We start from the raw sequence: 17,176 nt of genomic DNA, 5'->3' as shown, positions 1-17,176 counted from the left end.
ACGCACCGCAGGCCGCACCCGGAACGGGTACGGCCTGCGGGATGCCACTGCGGGCGCCGTCAGTGGAAGAAGTGGCGCGTGCCCGTGAAGTACATGGTCACACCCGCCTTCTGCGCGGCCTCGACGACGAGCTCGTCGCGGACCGATCCGCCCGGCTGGGCGACGGCCTTGATGCCGGCGGCGGTCAGGATCTCCAGACCGTCGGGGAAGGGGAAGAAGGCGTCGGACGCGGCGTACGAACCCTGGGCCCGCTCCTCGCCCGCCCGCTCGACCGCGAGCTTCGCGGAGTCGACACGGTTGACCTGTCCCATGCCGACGCCGACCGAGGCGCCGTCCTTGGCGAGCAGGATCGCGTTGGACTTGACCGCGCGGCAGGCCTTCCACGCGAAGGAGAGCTCCTGCAGCTCCTCGGCGGACAGGGCCTCACCGGCGGCGAGGGTCCAGTCGGCCGGGTCGTCGCCGTCGGCCTGGAGCCGGTCGGTGACCTGAAGGAGCGCGCCGCCGTCGATCGGCTTGACCTCGAACGCGGAGGTCGGGGCCTCGGGGCAGCGCAGCACGCGGATGTTCTTCTTGCGGGCAAGGATCTCGACCGCGCCGTCCTCGTACGCCGGGGCGACGATGACCTCGGTGAAGATCTCCGCGACCTGCTCGGCCATCGCGACGGTCACCGGCCGGTTGACGGCGATGACGCCGCCGTAGGCGGACAGCGGGTCGCAGGCGTGCGCGTTGCGGTGCGCCGTCGCGACGTCGTCGGCGATCGCGATGCCGCACGGGTTGGCGTGCTTGATGATCGCGACGCACGGCTCGGCGTGGTCGTAGGCGGCACGGCGGGCGGCGTCGGTGTCCGTGTAGTTGTTGTAGGACATCTCCTTGCCGTGCAGCTGCTCGGCCTCCGCGAGGCCGCCCTCGCCCTCGGTGTAGAGCGCGGCAGGCTGGTGCGGGTTCTCGCCGTAGCGCAGGACGTTCTTGCGCGTGAAGGTGTCACCGAGGAACTCGGGGAGGCCCGAGTCGCCGGCGGCTGCGTAGTCGTCCGCGAACCAGGAGGCGACGGCCACGTCGTAGGCGGCGGTGTGCTGGAACGCCTCGGCGGCGAGCCGCTTGCGGGCGGTCAGGTCGAAGCCGCCCGCGTTGACCGCCGCGAGGACGTCGGCGTAACGCCCGGGGCTCGTCACGACGGCCACGGACGGGTGATTCTTGGCGGCGGCCCGGACCATCGAGGGGCCGCCGATGTCGATCTGCTCCACGCACTCGTCGTCGGACGCGCCGGAGGCGACGGTGGCCTTGAACGGGTAGAGGTTGACGACCACCAGGTCGAAGGGCTCCACGCCGAGCTCGGCGAGCTGCTCGCGGTGGGCGTCCAGGCGCAGGTCCGCGAGGATTCCGGCGTGCACGCGGGGGTGCAGCGTCTTGACGCGGCCGTCGAGGCACTCGGGGAAGCCGGTGAGCTCCTCGACCTTGGTGACCGGCACCCCGGCGGCTGCGATCTTCCCGGCGGTGGAGCCGGTGGACACCAGCTCGACACCCGCCTCGTGCAGACCGCGGGCGAGGTCTTCGAGCCCCGTCTTGTCGTAGACGCTGACCAGGGCGCGGCGGATGGGCTTATTCACCGACATGACCGAGATGAACCTTTCGTCCCTCAATGCGATAGCCGTCGCGGGCGAGCCGCCCCACGGCCTCGACGAGCAGCTTGCGCTCGACTTCCTTGATGCGTTCGTGGAGGGCGGCTTCGCCCTCCGCCGTTTCCTCTTCGGTCACCTCGACCACGCCCTGCGCGATGATCGGACCGGTGTCGACGCCGTCGTCGACGAAGTGGACGGTGCACCCGGTGACCTTCACGCCGTACGCGAGCGCGTCGCGGACGCCGTGAGCACCGGGAAAGCTGGGGAGCAGGGCGGGGTGGGTGTTGACGATCCGGCCACCGAACCCGGCGAGGAACTCCTTGCCCACGATCTTCATGAATCCCGCGGACACGACGAGGTCCGGACGGTGTTCCGCCACGGCCGCAGCCAGGGCCGCATCCCACTCCTGGCGGCTCGCGTACTCGCCGAGCTTGCACACGAAGGTGGGAAGCCCGGCACGCTCGGCACGCTCGATGCCGAGGGTGCCGTAGCGGTCCGCACCGACCGCGACGATCCGGGCGCCGTAGCCATCGGGGTCGTCACCGATCGCGTCGAGGAGTGCCTGGAGGTTCGTGCCTGAGCCGGAGACGAGCACGACCACACGGGCCGGAGCGGCGGAGGGGGGCGGGGAGGCCACGGCGGGGCCCTTTCTCGCGTGGTGCAGCAGGTACGCGATGTACAGGAGGTGCGTTTGTATGGTCGTACGAAAGAAGCTCGTCCCGGGATACGGGGAACTCTACGAACGGTCCGACCGTCAGCAACGATACCGGCACACCCGGCGGCCCCCACGGGACGGGGGCGTAGCCGGGAGGTAGCGTCAGGGGACAGGGAACCGCCCCCGGGCGGAAATGACGAGATGGGGAAGACGTTCACCACATGCCGGACCGCCTCCGCACCGCCCTTGGCCACCCGCTGCCCGAGCGGGCATCCACGCTGATGCGGGAACGCCAGTCCTCATCGCCGGACTCCTCTTCGGGCTCGGGTTCCTCGTCCGGGTCGTCCGGTTCTTCCGGGTCGTCCGACGACAATCCGTTCGCGGCACCGCCCGAGGACCGGCCCGATCAGCCCTGGCAGCCACGCCACCCTCCCCACACGCCGAACCGCGGCAACGGCGGGAGCGACGGCGACGGCGACGGTGACGGCGAGGGACAGTCCGACGACCGCCCCGTCTGGGGCAGCCAGTGGAGCGACCGGCAGCCGGGCCGGCAGGGCGGCGGCTTCGGCGGCCGTCCCGGCGGTACCGGCGGACCGAGCGGCCAGGGCGGTGGCCCGGAGGGCAGCCCCGGCGGGCTGCGCTGGGACCCGACCGACCCCGCCCAGCGGCGGGCGCGTTACGCGGTGCTCGGCGGCATGTGGGCGTTCTTCTTCGCCCTCTTCGACTTCCCCGAGATCGCGATGCTTCTCGGCGCCCTCGCCGTGTACTGGTCGATCAGCGCCCTCCGTGGCGGGCCGCGGAAGAACCAGGCGGCCGGGGCGGGACAGACGGCGGTGTCCGGCGCGAGCGGTCCGGACCGGGCCGCCACACCCCCGCAGCCGGGGGCCGCGCCCGTCGTGGCGCAGAGCAGCAGCCGCCAGCAGACGACGGCGGCCGTCAGCGGTCTGGTGACGGCGGTCCTGGCCCTGGCAATCGTGGCCACCGGCTATACGGTCCAGTTGGTCTACCGCGACTACTACACCTGCGTGAACGACGCGCTCACCAAGACCGGCGCCATCGCCTGCAACGACAAGCTGCCCGACCCGCTGGAGCCCTTCTTCGGCGTGAAGAAGTAGCTCGGCCCCGCACCGGAACGCTCGTCACGGAGCAGCTTCCCGGCCGGGTTCCGGGTGCCCCTCGGCATCCGGGACCCGGCCGTTCGGCGTATCCGGACCGGTAACGGGCTCGGGCTCGGGTCCCGTCTCCGACGCCGGCTCGGGATCGGGCTCGGGATCGGTATCGGGCTCCGGCTCCGGCTCGGGAGCGGTGGCCGGGGCTGAAGCAGGTGCGGGTGCGGGTGTCGTGGGGCCCGGTGCGGTCGCGGGGGCCGGGGCTGGAGCAGCCGCAGGTGCGGCGACCGGTGCGGGCGGCGGCACGAGTGCCGGCGCGGCGACCGGTACCGGGCCGGGTGCGGGCTCCGCGTCCGCCGGGAAGTCCGCCATCAGCCCGCCCGACTTCTTCTTCAGCACGGCCCAGCGCGCCTCCCTCGCCCCGTCCTCGTGCCACGGGCCGGCCGACAGGAAGTCGTACGGCTCCCCGTCCTCGCCCGCTCCCCCGGCCCCCTCCTCCGTACCCGGCTCCGGCTTCTGCCCCGGTTCCGGCTTCGCCTGCTCCCCCTTCACCGCGTCCCACCGCCATCCCCACCGGCGCTCCCTCAGCCGCCACGCCCTGAGCAGCAGCGCGGCCGGTACGCCGATCACGGCCGTCCACGCGAGAGCGGCCGGGCCCACCAGCCACCACACGGGGCCGAACTCCGCGAGCGCCCCGGTGCCCAGCGGGCCCCCCGAGACCGCCGCCAGTGCCGCCGCGCCGGCCCCGCAGCCCAGGGCCGCCAGCCCCGCCACCAGAGCGGTACGCACCTGACCCCACGCCTCCGCGCTTGGCCCGCGCTCCGGAACCGCCCCCCGGGCGACGAACCGGGCGACGGCCAGGGCTGCGACGGACGGCACCGCGACCGCGGCCCAGTTCGCCACCGTCCCCGGGCCGTGGGACGGCACCGCGGCGAGCAGGGGGAAGTCCGGCAGTGCGGGGGGTCCGGTGAACGCGAGCGGAGTGACCACGGATTCCGTACCGAGGGCGAATCCCGGCCCGAGGCCATAGGCGGCGCCCCACATCGCCGCGTTCGGCACGAGCGCCGCCGCCAGCAGAAGGACGGAGATCCGGCCCGCCCAGTCGCCCGAGAGCCCCACGAACGACTCCCGTGCCGCCCCCGTGTGCCACACCATTGCCACCGCGACCAGCAGCGCCCCGCCGCCGAGCAGCATGAGCACGCCCACGGCGGCCGACCGCAGGGCCACCCCGGCCCCGGACCGGAAACGGGAGCGGGCGGCGGCCTCCTGCAGGCTCAGCGGCGCCCAGACCAGCAACGGGGTCAGCGGCCGCCCGCAGGCCGTCCACACCCCCGCGGCGGCTGCGGCGGCCACCACGAAGGTCACGGGGAAGGCGAGCGAGGCCCGGTCGGCGGGCAGCGCCCCGTCCCGCGCGTAGGCCGCCGCGGCCAGTACCACCAGCAGATATCCGGCGCTCACCGCGCAGAACGCCCCGACCGCCGAGTGCCCGCCCGAAGCCTTCTCCTCCGTCTCGGCCGACTCCCTGGCGGCCCGGTGCAGCAGCCACACCGGCCCCACGACGAGCAGCAGCGGGACCGTCGCCACGGGCGCGGGGTGGCCTCCCACCGTGTCGGCCCTGACGAGTTCGGCACCGTGGGCGAGCAACCAGACGCCGGCCGCCACATGGAGGGCCCCGCCGGGCCCGCTGTCGGGGTACGGCGAGCTGATCCACAGCACCATGACCAGGACGGCCAGCGCGCCCAGCCCGAGCCCGGCGGCCAGTGCCCCGTGCACGAAGGCGGAGGCCAGCGCGGCGGACCTGCTCCGCTCGGCCGGCAACATCGGGCTGCGTTCGGTCACTTGGGTCACGCGGCCATGCTGCCAACGACACGCGCTTATTCCGTGTAACGGGCGAATGGCCGTTGTGTCGCTCAATATACGTTTATGTACTTTTTCACCCAGTGCAGTGCCATCGGGGACGGAGGCCGGGCATGACGCGGAGCGCCACCGGTCCGGCCCCCGCCGCCCCCCTGCCCTCCCCGAAGGAGCGCCGCAGACTGCGCGAGGCCAGAGCACTGAGTGAGGCACAGGTCGCGGCGGCCGTGGGAGTCACGCCCGCCACCGTCCGCGCCTGGGAGACAGGGCGCACGAGCCCGCGGGGCCGGCGGCGCACGGCCTACGCCAGGCTCATCGGCTGCGACGAACACCGCCCTGCGCCGCCCCCCTCCGTCGAAGCCACCGGGAGCAGCACGATGTCCCCGACCGAGCCCGGCACCGGCACCACCCCGGACGCACCCACGCCCGAAGAGCCCTCCCTGGACGCCCCGACGCCGGAGGCGCCCGCCGCGGCCGCGCCGCCCGCCCTGGACCTCCCCGCCCAGGAGGGGAGCGCGCACGGGACCACGGCGCCGGACGCGCACGCCCCCGCCCCGCGGCCCTCCGCGGGCCTCACCGCCGAGGAGGCGTACGACGCTCTGTACGGCCGCGCGGCACCGGGTCTCACCCGTCAGATGTACCTGCTGACCGGCCGCCGGAAGCTCGCCCGGGAAGCCGTCGAGCACGCCTTCCGGATCGCCTGGCAGCGCTGGCCCGAGGTGGCCAGGGACCGCGATCCGGCGGGCTGGGTGCGGGCGGCGTCGTACGAGTACGCGATGTCGCCCTGGCACCGGCTGCGCCGCGCCCACCGCCGGCCCGACGCACTGCCCGAGGACCCGGCGCGGCATGCGCTGCTCGACGCGCTGCTCGGCCTGCCGCCCGCGTACCGGCGCACCCTGCTGCTCCACGACGGCGTGGGTCTCGGGCTGCCCGAGACGGCGGCGGAGACGGAGGCGAGCACTCCCGCCACGGCGAGCAGGCTGCTCAACGCCCGGGCCGCAGTCGCCGAGCGGCTGCCCGGGACGGTGGAACCGACGGAGCCCGGGGGCAGGCCGGCACTCCACGACCGGCTCGGCGCACTCGCCCTCGCGGAGGAGGTACCCGAACCGCCACCGGCCCCCGCCGTCCGCGCGGGCAGTGAGCGCATCGCCGAGCTCTGGACCCGGGCCGCGCTCTGCTTCGGGGTGCTGCTCATCGGCACGACCGCCTTCACCCTGCACACGGCCCCCACCCAGTACGAGCAGCCGCTGGCACCCGCCGAACGTGTCGCCGGCGTCCCCCCGCGGGGCGGGCCGGAGAAGCTGACGCCGCAGGACCTGAAGCTGCAGAAATCGCTGCGGGGCGAGCTGACGCACGGCCCGGAGCGGCTGGTGCCACGGATCCCCTGAGCGGGACCCGGAAGGAACTCTCCGGTGGGACTCCCTCCGGCGGGCTTCCGGCACGGAAACGGCGCGGGCCCGCACCCCTTCGGTGAGGGGTGCGGGCCCGCGCCGTTCGCGCCGTACGACGGTGCGACGGGTGACGCGGTGGGCGTCAGCCGCCGAGGATCTCGCGCGCCAGCTTGGCGGTCTCGGTCGGCGTCTTGCCGACCTTCACGCCTGCGGCCTCGAGGGCCTCCTTCTTCGCCGCGGCGGTGCCGGAGGAGCCGGAGACGATGGCGCCGGCGTGGCCCATGGTCTTGCCCTCCGGGGCGGTGAAGCCCGCGACGTAGCCGACGACCGGCTTCGTGACGTTCTTCGCGATGTAGTCGGCGGCACGCTCCTCGGCGTCGCCACCGATCTCGCCGATCATCACGATGAGGTCCGTGTCGGGGTCGGCCTCGAACGCGGCGAGCGCGTCGATGTGCGTCGTACCGATGACCGGGTCGCCACCGATGCCGACGGCCGACGAGAAGCCGATGTCACGGAGCTCGTACATCATCTGGTAGGTCAGCGTGCCGGACTTGGACACGAGACCGATGCGGCCGGGCTTGGTGATGTCGCCCGGGATGATGCCGGCGTTGGACTGGCCGGGGGTGATCAGGCCGGGGCAGTTCGGGCCGATGATCCGGGTCTTGTTGCCCTTCGAGCCGGCGTACGCCCAGAAGGCGGCCGAGTCGTGGACGGCGATGCCCTCGGTGATCACGACGGCCAGCGGGATCTCGGCGTCGATCGCCTCGACGACGGCGGCCTTCGCGAAGGCCGGCGGCACGAAGAGGACGGACACGTCGGCGCCGGTCTTCTCGATCGCCTCGGCGACGGACCCGAATACGGGTACCTCGGTGCCGTCGAAGTCGACGGAGGTGCCCGCCTTACGCGGGTTCACGCCACCGACGATGTTGGTGCCGTCGGCCAGCATGAGCTTGGTGTGCTTCATGCCCGTGGCGCCGGTCATCCCCTGGACGATGACCTTGCTGTCCTTGGTGAGGAAGATAGCCATGGTGTTGGAGTCCCTTAGTCCCTTGTCGTGTCGGAGACGCGCAACGTCACAGCGCAGCCGCGGCGAGCTCGGCGGCCTTGTCGGCCGCGCCGTCCATGGTGTCCACACGCTGCACGAGCGGGTGGTTGGCGTCGGAGAGGATCTTGCGACCCAGCTCCGCGTTGTTGCCGTCGAGGCGCACGACCAGCGGCTTGGCGACGTCCTCGCCCTTGGACTTGAGGAGCTCCAGGGCCTGGACGATGCCGTTGGCGACCTCGTCGCAGGCGGTGATGCCACCGAAGACGTTGACGAAGACGGACTTGACGTCCGGGTCGCCGAGGATGATCTCCAGGCCGTTCGCCATGACCTCCGCGGAGGCGCCGCCACCGATGTCGAGGAAGTTGGCGGGCTTCACGTTGCCGTGGTTCTCACCGGCGTACGCGACGACGTCCAGGGTCGACATGACCAGACCGGCACCGTTACCGATGATGCCGACCTCGCCCTCGAGCTTGACGTAGTTGAGGTTCTTGGCCTTGGCGGCCGCCTCGAGGGGGTTGGCCGCGGCCTTGTCCTCGAGCGCCTCGTGGTCGGCCTGACGGAAGTCGGCGTTCTCGTCGAGAGACACCTTGCCGTCCAGCGCCAGGATGCGGCCGTCCTTGGTCTTCACCAGCGGGTTGACCTCGACGAGGAGCGCGTCCTCGGCGACGAAGGTGTCCCACAGGGTCACCATGGCCTCGGCGACACCCTCGGCCACCTCGGCCGGGAACTTCGCCTGGGCCACGATCTCGCGGGCCTTCTCGATGTCGACGCCGTCGACGGCGTTGACCGGGACCTTCGCGAGGGCCTCGGGGGTCTTCTCCGCGACCTCCTCGATGTCCATGCCGCCCTGCACCGACGCCATGGCGAGGAAGGTGCGGTTGGTGCGGTCGAGGAGGTACGAGACGTAGTACTCCGCCTCGATCTCCGGGGACAGCTCGGCGATCATCACCTTGTGGACCGTGTGGCCCTTGATGTCCATGCCGAGGATGTCGGTCGCGCGAGCGACCGCCTCGTCCGGGTCTGCCGCCAGCTTCACGCCGCCGGCCTTGCCTCGGCCACCGACCTTCACCTGCGCCTTGACGACGGACTTGCCGCCCAGCCGCTCGGTCGCCTCGCGGGCTGCCTCAGGCGTGTCGATGACTTCACCGGCCAGCACCGGTACACCGTGCTTGGCGAAGAGGTCCCTCGCCTGGTACTCGAACAGGTCCACGCGCGTCCGTCCCTTTTAGTGGTCTCGCGGTTGGTTTTCTGCGTGGGCGTGCCGCGAGGGCAACGTGACTGCGCGGTCACAAGGGAGGCGCACACGGTGACCGGGTACGCGGCATGTCCATCCGGCAGGTTATCCCCCGCACCGGACCGGACCCTAAATTGCAGATCACACCTGAGCGGTGATACCGGTCACAGACCGCGCTGGTGGCCGGGTTACGAGGGACAAAACGCCACCTCCGGGGGCCCGCCGGACGGTCCGCGGCCGGGGCGCGGGGCCGGGACAGCGGCCGGTCAGCGCCCGGTGTCCGGTACCGGCAGCGGCCGTTTCTCGAACGCCGCCGCCATGACCTCGGGAAAGAGGTCCGGAGTGCAGGCGAACGCGGGGGCACCGAGGGCGCCCAGCGCGGCGGCGTGCTCGCGGTCGTAGGAGGGCGTGCCCTCGTCGGAGAGGGCCAGCAGGGTCACGAACTGCACTCCGGACGCCTTCATCGCCGCGGCCCGTCCGACCATCTCGTCGCGGATCCCTCCCTCGTGGAGATCGCTGATGAGGACGACGACGGTGTCCGCCGGACGGGTGATTCTCGACTGGCAGTAGGCGAGCGCGCGGTTGATGTCCGTACCGCCGCCGAGCCGCGTGCCGAAGAGGACGTCGACCGGGTCGTCGAGCTGGTCGGTGAGATCGACGACCGCCGTGTCGAACACGACGAGCCGGGTCGCCAGGGTCCGCATCGAGGCGAGCACCGCGCCGAAGACCGAGGCGTGGACGACGGAGGCGGCCATGGACCCCGACTGGTCGACGCAGAGGATGACGTCCTTCTTCACGGACCGGTCCGTGCGCCCGTAACCGATGAGACGTTCGGGTATGACCGTGCCGGCCCCCTCACGGCCGGGGAGGGGCACGTAGTTCTTCAGGTTGGCCCGGATCGTGCGGTCCCAGTCGATGTCCAGGTGGCGCGGCCTGGAGGCCCTGGCCGAGCGGTCCAGGGCGCCGGTGAGCGCAGCCCTGGTGCGGGTGGCCAGCCGGCGCTCCAGGTCCTCGACGACCTTGCGTACGACGGCGCGGGCCGTCTCCCTCGTCGTCTCCGGCATGGCCTTCCCGAGCGAGAGCAGGGTGCCGACCAGGTGGACGTCGGGCTCCACGGCCTCCAGCATCTCCGGCTCCAGCAGCAGGGCGGAGAGCCCGAGGCGCTCGATCGCGTCCCGCTGCATGACCTGGACGACGGAGGCCGGGAAGTACGTACGGATGTCGCCGAGCCAGCGGGCCGCCGAGGGGGCGGACGCCCCGAGCCCCGCCGAACGCTCCGCCCCGCCCCGGCCGCCGGGCTTCCTCCCGCCGTCGTACAGCGCGGTCAGCGCTCCGTCCATCGCCGCGTCGCGCCCGGTGAGCGCGGCTCCGGTGCTCTCGGCGCCGTCCGCGCCGAGCACCATGCGCCAGCGCCGCAGCCGCTCGTCCTCGGCAGGAGTCGCGCCCATCGTCCTCTCCCCCTTCTCCGTGTCCGCCTTCTCCGTGTCCGCCTCGCTCGTGGTCATCCGGCCGCCTCCTTGCCCGGGGTGTCCAGACCGAGCAGCATCCGGAGCACGGGCATCACCGCGTCCGCCCGCTCCTCGTCGAGTCCTCCACCGAAGCCCGGTGCGGCGGGTCCGCCCTCGTCGCGCGCCCCGGCGGAACCCGGTCCGCGGCGCACGAGCTCACCGAGCGTGCGGCGCACACCCGGTTCATAGGCCGAGAAGGTCCGGCGCAGCAGGGGCAGCACGTCGGTGAACGTGTCGGCCGGTATGCCCGTCAGCCAGGTGTCGACGAGCCCGAGGAGCCGATCGTCGTGGACGAGCAGCAGGCCGCCGCCCGCGGCTCCGCCGACGAAGCCCTCGATCCAGCCGGCCGCGTCGGGTGGTGCGGCGCCGCGCGAGAGGGCGAGTCCCATCAGGCGCGCGGCCTCGCTCTCGGCGAGCCGGCCGTCGTCCAGGAGCAGGCGCGTGGCACGGCCCCGGACGGCCCCGGCGACCGCGTCCCTGGCGGAGAGCTTGCGCAGGACTCCGGCCCACCGCTCGGGCAGCCCGTCCGCCCCTACGGCGTCGGCGAGCAGCCCGACCGCGGTGTGCACGCCCTCCATGCGGCGCCGGGCCTCCGCGGCCGCGTCCGCGTCGAGGCCCGTGCAGGCGGGCGGGAGGCCCACGCAGACACGCTCGGCGAGGCCGACGGCCACCTCCCCCAGGGCCGCGGTGCCGGTGGAGCGTACGTCCCCGTACCGCAGGGAGCGGGCCAGGGCGGGCAGCGCGTCCGCGAGGTGGCCGACGTCGGCGTCGAGGGCGGCGCGGTCGGTAAGGGCCCTCATCACGACGGGCAGGGCCTCCGGCAGTCCGGCCAGGAGGCAGTGCTCGGCGAGCGCGGTGACCCCGGCGAGCGACGACCCGGAAACGGCCTCCGACTCGGCCCTGGCGGTCGCGGCTCCGAGCACGGTGGTGCCCCACACCCCGGCCTCGGCGATCCGGACGAAGAGCTCGGGCTCCCAGCGCAGCCGCCAGCTCTCCCGGAACGTCCCCGTGCTCCCCCGGCCCGCGACGGTCTCGCCCCAGTCCACTCCGAGGAGCCGCAGCCGGTGCAGCAGTCTGCTGCGGGCCGCGTCGGTGTCCTTGCGCAGGTCGAGGTCGAGCTCGCGTCTCTCCGCCTCGGGCCTGAGCCTCAGCGTGCGCTGATGCCGGTCCAGGTCGCGCTGGAGGGGGACGGCGGGGGCCGTCTCCGGGACCTCGCCGAGGATCTCACCGACGACTAGCCGGTCCCGCACGAGGGCCATCGGCACATCGGATCCCTCGCACATGACGGCCCTGACCGCGTCGGTGGCCTCGGCCAGGCCGACGGCCGGGCGGTCGCGCAGGGCGGCCAGCGTCCCGGCGAGCCGGACGGCCTCGATGACATGCGCGGGGGACACGGCCCTGTCCGCGTCGCGCAGCAGACCGGCCACCTTCGTCATCCAGCGCTCCACGGGCCGGTCCTGGGCGCCGAAGAGGTGCCCGTACCAGCCGGGGGACTCGATCCCCGCGCCGTACCCGCTGTGCCGGGCGAGCCTGCGATGGGTCCAGGGCACCCAGGTCAGCTCCGCCTTGACCTTGGGCATCCCCTTGAGGAGCGCCCGGTCGGCGGCGACCGTCGTCCGCGCGCCGAGGGCGGGCACGTGCCACGCACCGCAGACCACGGCGATGTCGTCGCCGAACTCCTTGCGGGCGGTGCGCAGCTGAAGGCGCATGGCGGCCTCCCTGACGGCGTCCTGCGGGTGGCCCCCGTCGCCGTACGCCTCACGCAGCGCGGTCATCGCCTCGGCGAGCGCGGCGAACGGCGCGCACGGATCAGCCGGGCCGCCGCCGGCCGCGCGATGCTCGACGACGTCCTCCCACCAGCGCTCGGGGTCGTCGTAACCCGCCGCACCGGCGAGGATCCCGATCGGATCGATGCCCCTGCCTGCCTCCGGGCCGTCCTCACGCTGCTCCGTCAACGCAAGGGAGTGCGCGACGGGCAGGTCCACGAACCGCACGGGGACCCCGTGCGCCGATGCCCAGCGGATCGCCACCCACTCGGGGGAGAAGTCGGCCATCGGCCAGAAGGCGGCACGTCCCGGATCGTCCACGGCGTGGGCGAGCAGCGCGACCGGCGGACGCATCCGGGTGTGCGCGGCGAGCGGCAGCAACACGTCGGCCTCGGGCGGCCCTTCGACGAGCACGGCCGCCGGCCGTACGGATTCGAGGACGGCCAGGACCGCGCGGGCGGAGCCCGGGCCGTGGTGGCGCACCCCCAGCAGCAGCGGTCCGCCGGGGGCTGTGGGCCCCCCGGCGCGGGCTGTCATTCGGCGGCCTCACGGCAGGCGCGGTAGAAGTCCTTCCAGCCGTCCCGCTCCCGGACGACGGTCTCCACGTACTCCTGCCAGACCACGCGGTCGGTCGTGGGATCGCGGACGACGGCCCCGATGATGCCGGCCGCCACGTCCCCGGGGCGCAGGACGCCGTCGCCGAAGTGGGCGGCGAGCGCGAGGCCTCCGGTGACGACCGAGATGGCCTCGGCCGTGGAAAGCGTCCCGGACGGCGACTTGAGCCTGGTGCGGCCGTCCGTGGTGACGCCGTCGCGCAGTTCGCGGAAGACCGTGACGACGCGCCGGATCTCGGCCATGCCGTCGGGCGTCGGTGGCAGGTCCAGCGAGCGTCCCGTCTGGGCCACGCGCCGGGACACGATGTCCACTTCGGCCTCGGGTGTCGCGGGGAGCGGCAGCACGACGGTGTTGAACCGGCGGCGCAGGGCGCTGGAGAGCTCGTTGACCCCGCGGTCGCGGTCGTTCGCCGTGGCGACGAGGTTGAACCCCTTCACCGCCTGGACCTCTTGGCCCAGCTCGGGGACGGGGAGCGTCTTCTCCGACAGGATCGTGATGAGCGCGTCCTGCACATCGGCGGGGATACGCGTGAGCTCCTCGACGCGCGCCGTCATCCCTTCGGCCATGGCCCGCATGACGGGGCTCGGCACCAGAGCCTCCCGGCTGGGCCCGTCCGCCAGCAGCCGCGCGTAGTTCCACCCGTAGCGGACGGCCTCCTCGGGGGTGCCCGCGGTGCCCTGGACCAGCAGGGTCGAGTCTCCGCTGACGGCTGCGGCGAGGTGCTCGGACACCCAGGTCTTGGCGGTCCCCGGAACACCGAGGAGCAGCAGCGCCCGGTCGGTGGCGAGCGTGCTGACGGCTACTTCGACAAGACGGCGCGGACCCACGTACTTCGGTGTGATCAGCGTGCCGTCCGGGAGTGTCCCGCCGAGCAGGTAGGTGGAGACGGCCCAGGGTGAGAGCTTCCAACGGGCGGGCCTGGGGCGGTCGTCGGCGGCGGCAAGCGCCCTGAGCTCGTCGGCGAAAGCATGCTCGGCGTGCGGCCTCAGGGCCTCGCCACCGGCTGCGTCGGTCTGTACGGACACGGTCATGGATCCCCCTCCGGATCGGTCGATCCGATGCGGTTTCCACGGTGCACCATGCCACTGACAATCGGTCCCGGCGCACGGACGCGAAGCGGTCAAGACGCCTCGGAACGGGCGGAGTCGCAGGTCGGAGCCGGTTGTCAGTGGTGGGCTCTACCGTCGGTTCCATGGTGCTGTCTCAAGGGGGAGAACCCTGGCGCTCCGCCGGTCCGGTGGAGGCACGTCAGGCGATGGATCGGGTGCTGCGCCTCGCTCCTGACGTGCGGTCACGCGAGGCGGGACGCGCGTTCGCTTCTGAACGCGCGTGGTCGGGAGCGGGGTGCGGCCAGGGCGTGGTGTGGGGGATCCGCGAGGCCGGCGACGGACCACCGCACCGCACGGCGGTGGACACGAACGACGCGGCGTACACGTGCGGATGCACCGGCGCGGAGACTCCCTGCGGACACGCCGTGGGGCTGCTGCTGCTCCATGCCTCCGACGCCCCGATGCTGGACCGGACGGAGGAGACGCCCGCCTGGGTCGCGCGGTGGCTGGCGGACCGACGCGCGCGGGCGGCGCCCGGGGACCCCGCGGCGCGCGCGGCTGCCCGGCGCGCCGACCGTAGGGCCGAGCGCGTCACCGGAGGCGCGCAGGAGCTGGACCAGCGGCTCATCGACCTGCTGCGCGGCGGACTTGCCGCGGCGGACCGGCCGGGATACGGGCTGTGGGAGGAGACGGCAGCCCGCATGGTCGACGCGCAGGCCCCAGGGCTGGCTTCCCGTGTGCGGGAGTTGGGGTCGGTCCCGGCTTCGGGGCCCGGCTGGCCGGCGCGACTGCTCGAGGAGTGCGCGCTCCTGCGTCTGCTGGACTCGGCCTGGCTCGGACGCGACCGGCTGCCCGGCCCGCTGGCGGCGACGGTCCGTACGAGGGTGGGGCTGACGGCCTCGGCCGAGGGGCCGGCCGTCCGAGACCACTGGCTGGTCCTCGCGCAGTACGACACACCGGACGGCAGGATCGTCACCCGCCGCACCTGGCTGTACGGCCGGGATTCGGGGCACACCACGCTGCTGCTGTCCTACGGGGCGCCGGGACGCGCCCCCGCCCCGCCGCTGCCGGTGGGCACCGTGATGGACGCCGAGGTGACGCCGTATCCGGGCGGCGGAGGGCTGCGGGGCGAGCTGGGACCGCAGTTCGGCGAGCCTCTCGTCACAACGACGCCGCCGCCCGGCGGCACCACCGCCGATGCCGTCGCCGCGTACGGGAACGCGCTGCGCGACGACCCCTGGCTCGACGCCTGGCCGGTCACGTTGCGCGGAGTCATACCCGCGCCGTCCGGGGACGGCTGGCAACTGGTCGGCGCGGCGGACGGCTCCGCCCTGCCGGTCGCACCCGCGGCGCTCTCCCGGCCCGGTCTGTGGAAGCTCGTGGCGCTCTCCGGCGGCCGCCCGCTGACGGTGTTCGGCGAGTGCGGGCACCGGGGCTTCGACCCGCTCGCGGCGTGGTGCGCCGAGACCTCCGACGGCGAGGACGCGCCGAGCGCGGCGGTGACGCTCGCCTGACCACAGCGCGTTCACCAGGCACCAGGCATCCGCCCGGCCCCACCGCGTTCCCTCGCCCTCGACCGACCACCCCACCACCGGACCACCGGAAGGGACCCGATGCCCACCACCGTCACGACGAACGACGTAACCGTGAGCGCCCCGTGGGAAGACCTCGTCACCTCGGCGCTGCTCGGCACCGACCGGCGCCCTCTCCGGGCGGATGACGGCGCCGCGGTCGGTCCGGCGGCGCTGCTCGATGCGGCGGCGGTGCACACCGTGCGCCGCAGGGCTGCCCTGCGGCCGGCCACGGGGGCCGCCCTGCCCGTGGCCGCGCCCGCCGATCCCCGGCCGCCGCTGCCCGCCCCCGCCCGCCGCCGGCTCGCCCAGTTGCTCGCCGACCGCTCCGCGCCGCCCACCGGTGGGCGGCGCGGAGCGGCTCCCGATCTCACCGAGCTCATCCCCCAGTGGCTGGCCTCCGCCGGTGCGCACGGTTACCGGGCGCCGGCGGAGCTTCTGCCCGCGCTGCTGGACGCGGCGCGAGCGCGTACGGATCTGCGTCCGCACGTGCTGGCGTTCGCCGGTCCGCGCGGGCTCTGGCTGGCCGGGCTGAACCCCGAGTGGAAGTTCGCGCTGCGCTCCTCCTCACGCGGCGCGCAGCGGCCGGACACCACGGATCCGGAGGCGGTGCACAGGCTCTGGGAGGAGGGGCTCTTCGCCGAAAGGGTCGCGCTGCTCGGTGCCGTACGGGAACGGGAACCCGGTGCCGCCCGGTCTCTGCTCGCCACCACCTGGTCCACGGAGCGGGCCGAGGACCGGCTGATGTTCCTCGATTCGCTGCGTTCCGGCCTCTCGGCGGCCGACGAGACGTTCCTGGAGGAGGCCCTGGCCGACCGCAGCCGCAACGTGCGCTCCACAGCCGCCGAGCTGCTGTCCGCCCTGCCCGATTCGGCGCTCGCCCGGCGGATGGCCGCCCGTGCCACATCCTGCGTGAACCCCGACCGTACGGGCGGAGCCGTATCCGTCGCCGTGGAGGCTCCGCACGAGTGCGACGCCGCGATGCAGCGCGACGGCGTGGTGCCGGTGCCACCCTCGGGGCGAGGTGAACGCTCCTGGTGGCTGGGCCAGTTGCTGGAGGCGGCACCGCTCGGTGTCTGGCGGGAGAGGTTCGGCGGCCGGACGGCGCAGGAGCTCGTGGCGCTGCCGGTGGCCGACGGCTGGGCGGGTGAGCTGCACGCCGCCTGGTGCCGGGCCGCCGTGCGGCAGCGGGACCCCGAGTGGGCTCGGGCGCTCCTCGGCGCCCCCGCGACGCCCCTGGCGAACGGCCCCGGGACGGCGTCGCTGGCGGAGCGGTCGAAGCTCCTCGCCACCCTGCCCGCTGCCGAGCGGGCGCTCTGGGTCGCCGGTTTCATAGCCGCGCACGGCCTGTCCGAGGCGTTCCAGCTGCTCGGCGTCTGCTCCGTGCCCTGGGACGGGCCGCTCGGCCGGTCGGTGGTCGACGCACTGGACATCGCCCGGGACGCGGGGAGCTATCCCTGGAGCTTCAGCGGGGTGATGGGCCTCGCCGAGCGCTGCCTGAACCCTGCCGAGGCGGACCGGCTCGCGGTGCTCACCACCACGCCCGACGAGCCGGAAGGCGCGTCACCGGGTGCGGGTGGCTACTGGTCGGAGGCGTTCCAGCGCCTGGTCTCCACCCTGCGCCTGCGCGCCGCCATGGACGCGGAGCTGGTCCAGGACGGCACGGGATGACGACGGACGGAGGGCGGGCTCCCGGCGGGCGCAGGCTTCCAAGGGGGCCGGGCAGGCTCAGGCCCACGGGCCGGTGGGCTCGGGCCCAT

The 17,176-nt window shown here is 73.8% G+C and carries 12 protein-coding genes; 4 read left to right on the top strand and 8 right to left on the bottom strand.

Annotation, left to right across the window (positions count from 1 at the left end):
• Positions 1-59 precede the first annotated feature (59 nt).
• Complete coding sequence (gene purH, locus ACIQM3_RS02835; protein ID WP_401617846.1) at positions 60-1,613, bottom strand: bifunctional phosphoribosylaminoimidazolecarboxamide formyltransferase/IMP cyclohydrolase; 1,554 nt, start codon at positions 1,611-1,613, stop codon at positions 60-62.
• Positions 1,600-2,256 carry a phosphoribosylglycinamide formyltransferase gene (gene purN, locus ACIQM3_RS02830; protein WP_401617843.1) on the bottom strand — a complete coding sequence of 219 codons (657 nt, stop codon included), beginning with the start codon at positions 2,254-2,256 and terminating at the stop codon, positions 1,600-1,602. Before purN ends, purH begins: the two co-directional genes overlap by 14 nt.
• Positions 2,257-2,495: 239 nt before the next feature.
• Between purN and ACIQM3_RS02825 the strand changes: the two genes are divergently transcribed.
• Positions 2,496-3,389 carry a hypothetical protein gene (locus ACIQM3_RS02825; protein ID WP_401617840.1) on the top strand — a complete coding sequence of 298 codons (894 nt, stop codon included), beginning with the start codon at positions 2,496-2,498 and terminating at the stop codon, positions 3,387-3,389.
• A gap of 24 nt (positions 3,390-3,413) precedes the next feature.
• Here ACIQM3_RS02825 and ACIQM3_RS02820 read toward each other — a convergent pair whose 3' ends face one another.
• Positions 3,414-5,204 (bottom strand): DUF6350 family protein, encoded by a 1,791-nt coding sequence (locus ACIQM3_RS02820; protein WP_401619951.1) that lies wholly within the window; start codon positions 5,202-5,204, stop codon positions 3,414-3,416.
• A 149-nt stretch (positions 5,205-5,353) separates the two neighbouring features.
• Between ACIQM3_RS02820 and ACIQM3_RS02815 the strand changes: the two genes are divergently transcribed.
• Positions 5,354-6,625: a helix-turn-helix domain-containing protein gene (locus ACIQM3_RS02815; RefSeq protein ID WP_401617837.1), complete on the top strand. Its 1,272-nt coding sequence runs from the start codon at positions 5,354-5,356 to the stop codon at positions 6,623-6,625.
• Positions 6,626-6,770: 145 nt separating this feature from the next.
• On the opposite strand, the gene sucD is transcribed toward ACIQM3_RS02815, so the two are convergent.
• The 5 genes from sucD to ACIQM3_RS02790 form a co-directional block, all read right to left on the bottom strand.
• Positions 6,771-7,655, bottom strand: coding sequence for a succinate--CoA ligase subunit alpha (sucD, locus tag ACIQM3_RS02810; RefSeq protein WP_099173770.1), 885 nt, complete (start codon positions 7,653-7,655; stop codon positions 6,771-6,773).
• A gap of 46 nt (positions 7,656-7,701) precedes the next feature.
• Complete coding sequence (gene sucC, locus ACIQM3_RS02805) at positions 7,702-8,883, bottom strand: ADP-forming succinate--CoA ligase subunit beta (RefSeq protein ID WP_401617834.1); 1,182 nt, start codon at positions 8,881-8,883, stop codon at positions 7,702-7,704.
• A 290-nt stretch (positions 8,884-9,173) separates the two neighbouring features.
• Positions 9,174-10,355 carry a VWA domain-containing protein gene (locus ACIQM3_RS02800; RefSeq protein ID WP_401619948.1) on the bottom strand — a complete coding sequence of 394 codons (1,182 nt, stop codon included), beginning with the start codon at positions 10,353-10,355 and terminating at the stop codon, positions 9,174-9,176.
• 53 nt (positions 10,356-10,408) lie between these two features.
• On the bottom strand, positions 10,409-12,718 hold the full coding sequence (locus ACIQM3_RS02795; RefSeq protein ID WP_401617831.1) for a DUF5682 family protein: 2,310 nt from the start codon (positions 12,716-12,718) through the stop codon (positions 10,409-10,411).
• Complete coding sequence (locus tag ACIQM3_RS02790; protein WP_401617828.1) at positions 12,715-13,827, bottom strand: AAA family ATPase; 1,113 nt, start codon at positions 13,825-13,827, stop codon at positions 12,715-12,717. The genes ACIQM3_RS02795 and ACIQM3_RS02790 overlap by 4 nt, the downstream gene beginning before the upstream one ends.
• Before the next feature lie 161 nt (positions 13,828-13,988).
• Between ACIQM3_RS02790 and ACIQM3_RS02785 the strand changes: the two genes are divergently transcribed.
• Complete coding sequence (locus tag ACIQM3_RS02785) at positions 13,989-15,359, top strand: SWIM zinc finger family protein (protein WP_401617825.1); 1,371 nt, start codon at positions 13,989-13,991, stop codon at positions 15,357-15,359.
• Between the two features lie 99 nt (positions 15,360-15,458).
• Positions 15,459-17,087, top strand: a complete 1,629-nt coding sequence (locus tag ACIQM3_RS02780) for a DUF5691 domain-containing protein (RefSeq protein ID WP_401617822.1) — start codon at positions 15,459-15,461, stop codon at positions 17,085-17,087.
• The last annotated feature ends 89 nt before the right edge of the window (positions 17,088-17,176 follow it).

The organism is Streptomyces sp. NPDC091271 (assembly GCF_044757505.1).
In the GTDB taxonomy this organism is placed as follows: Bacteria; Actinomycetota; Actinomycetes; order Streptomycetales; family Streptomycetaceae; genus Streptomyces.
Note: the sequence above shows the minus strand (reverse complement) of the source record. Positions and strands in the feature narration are given on the sequence as shown.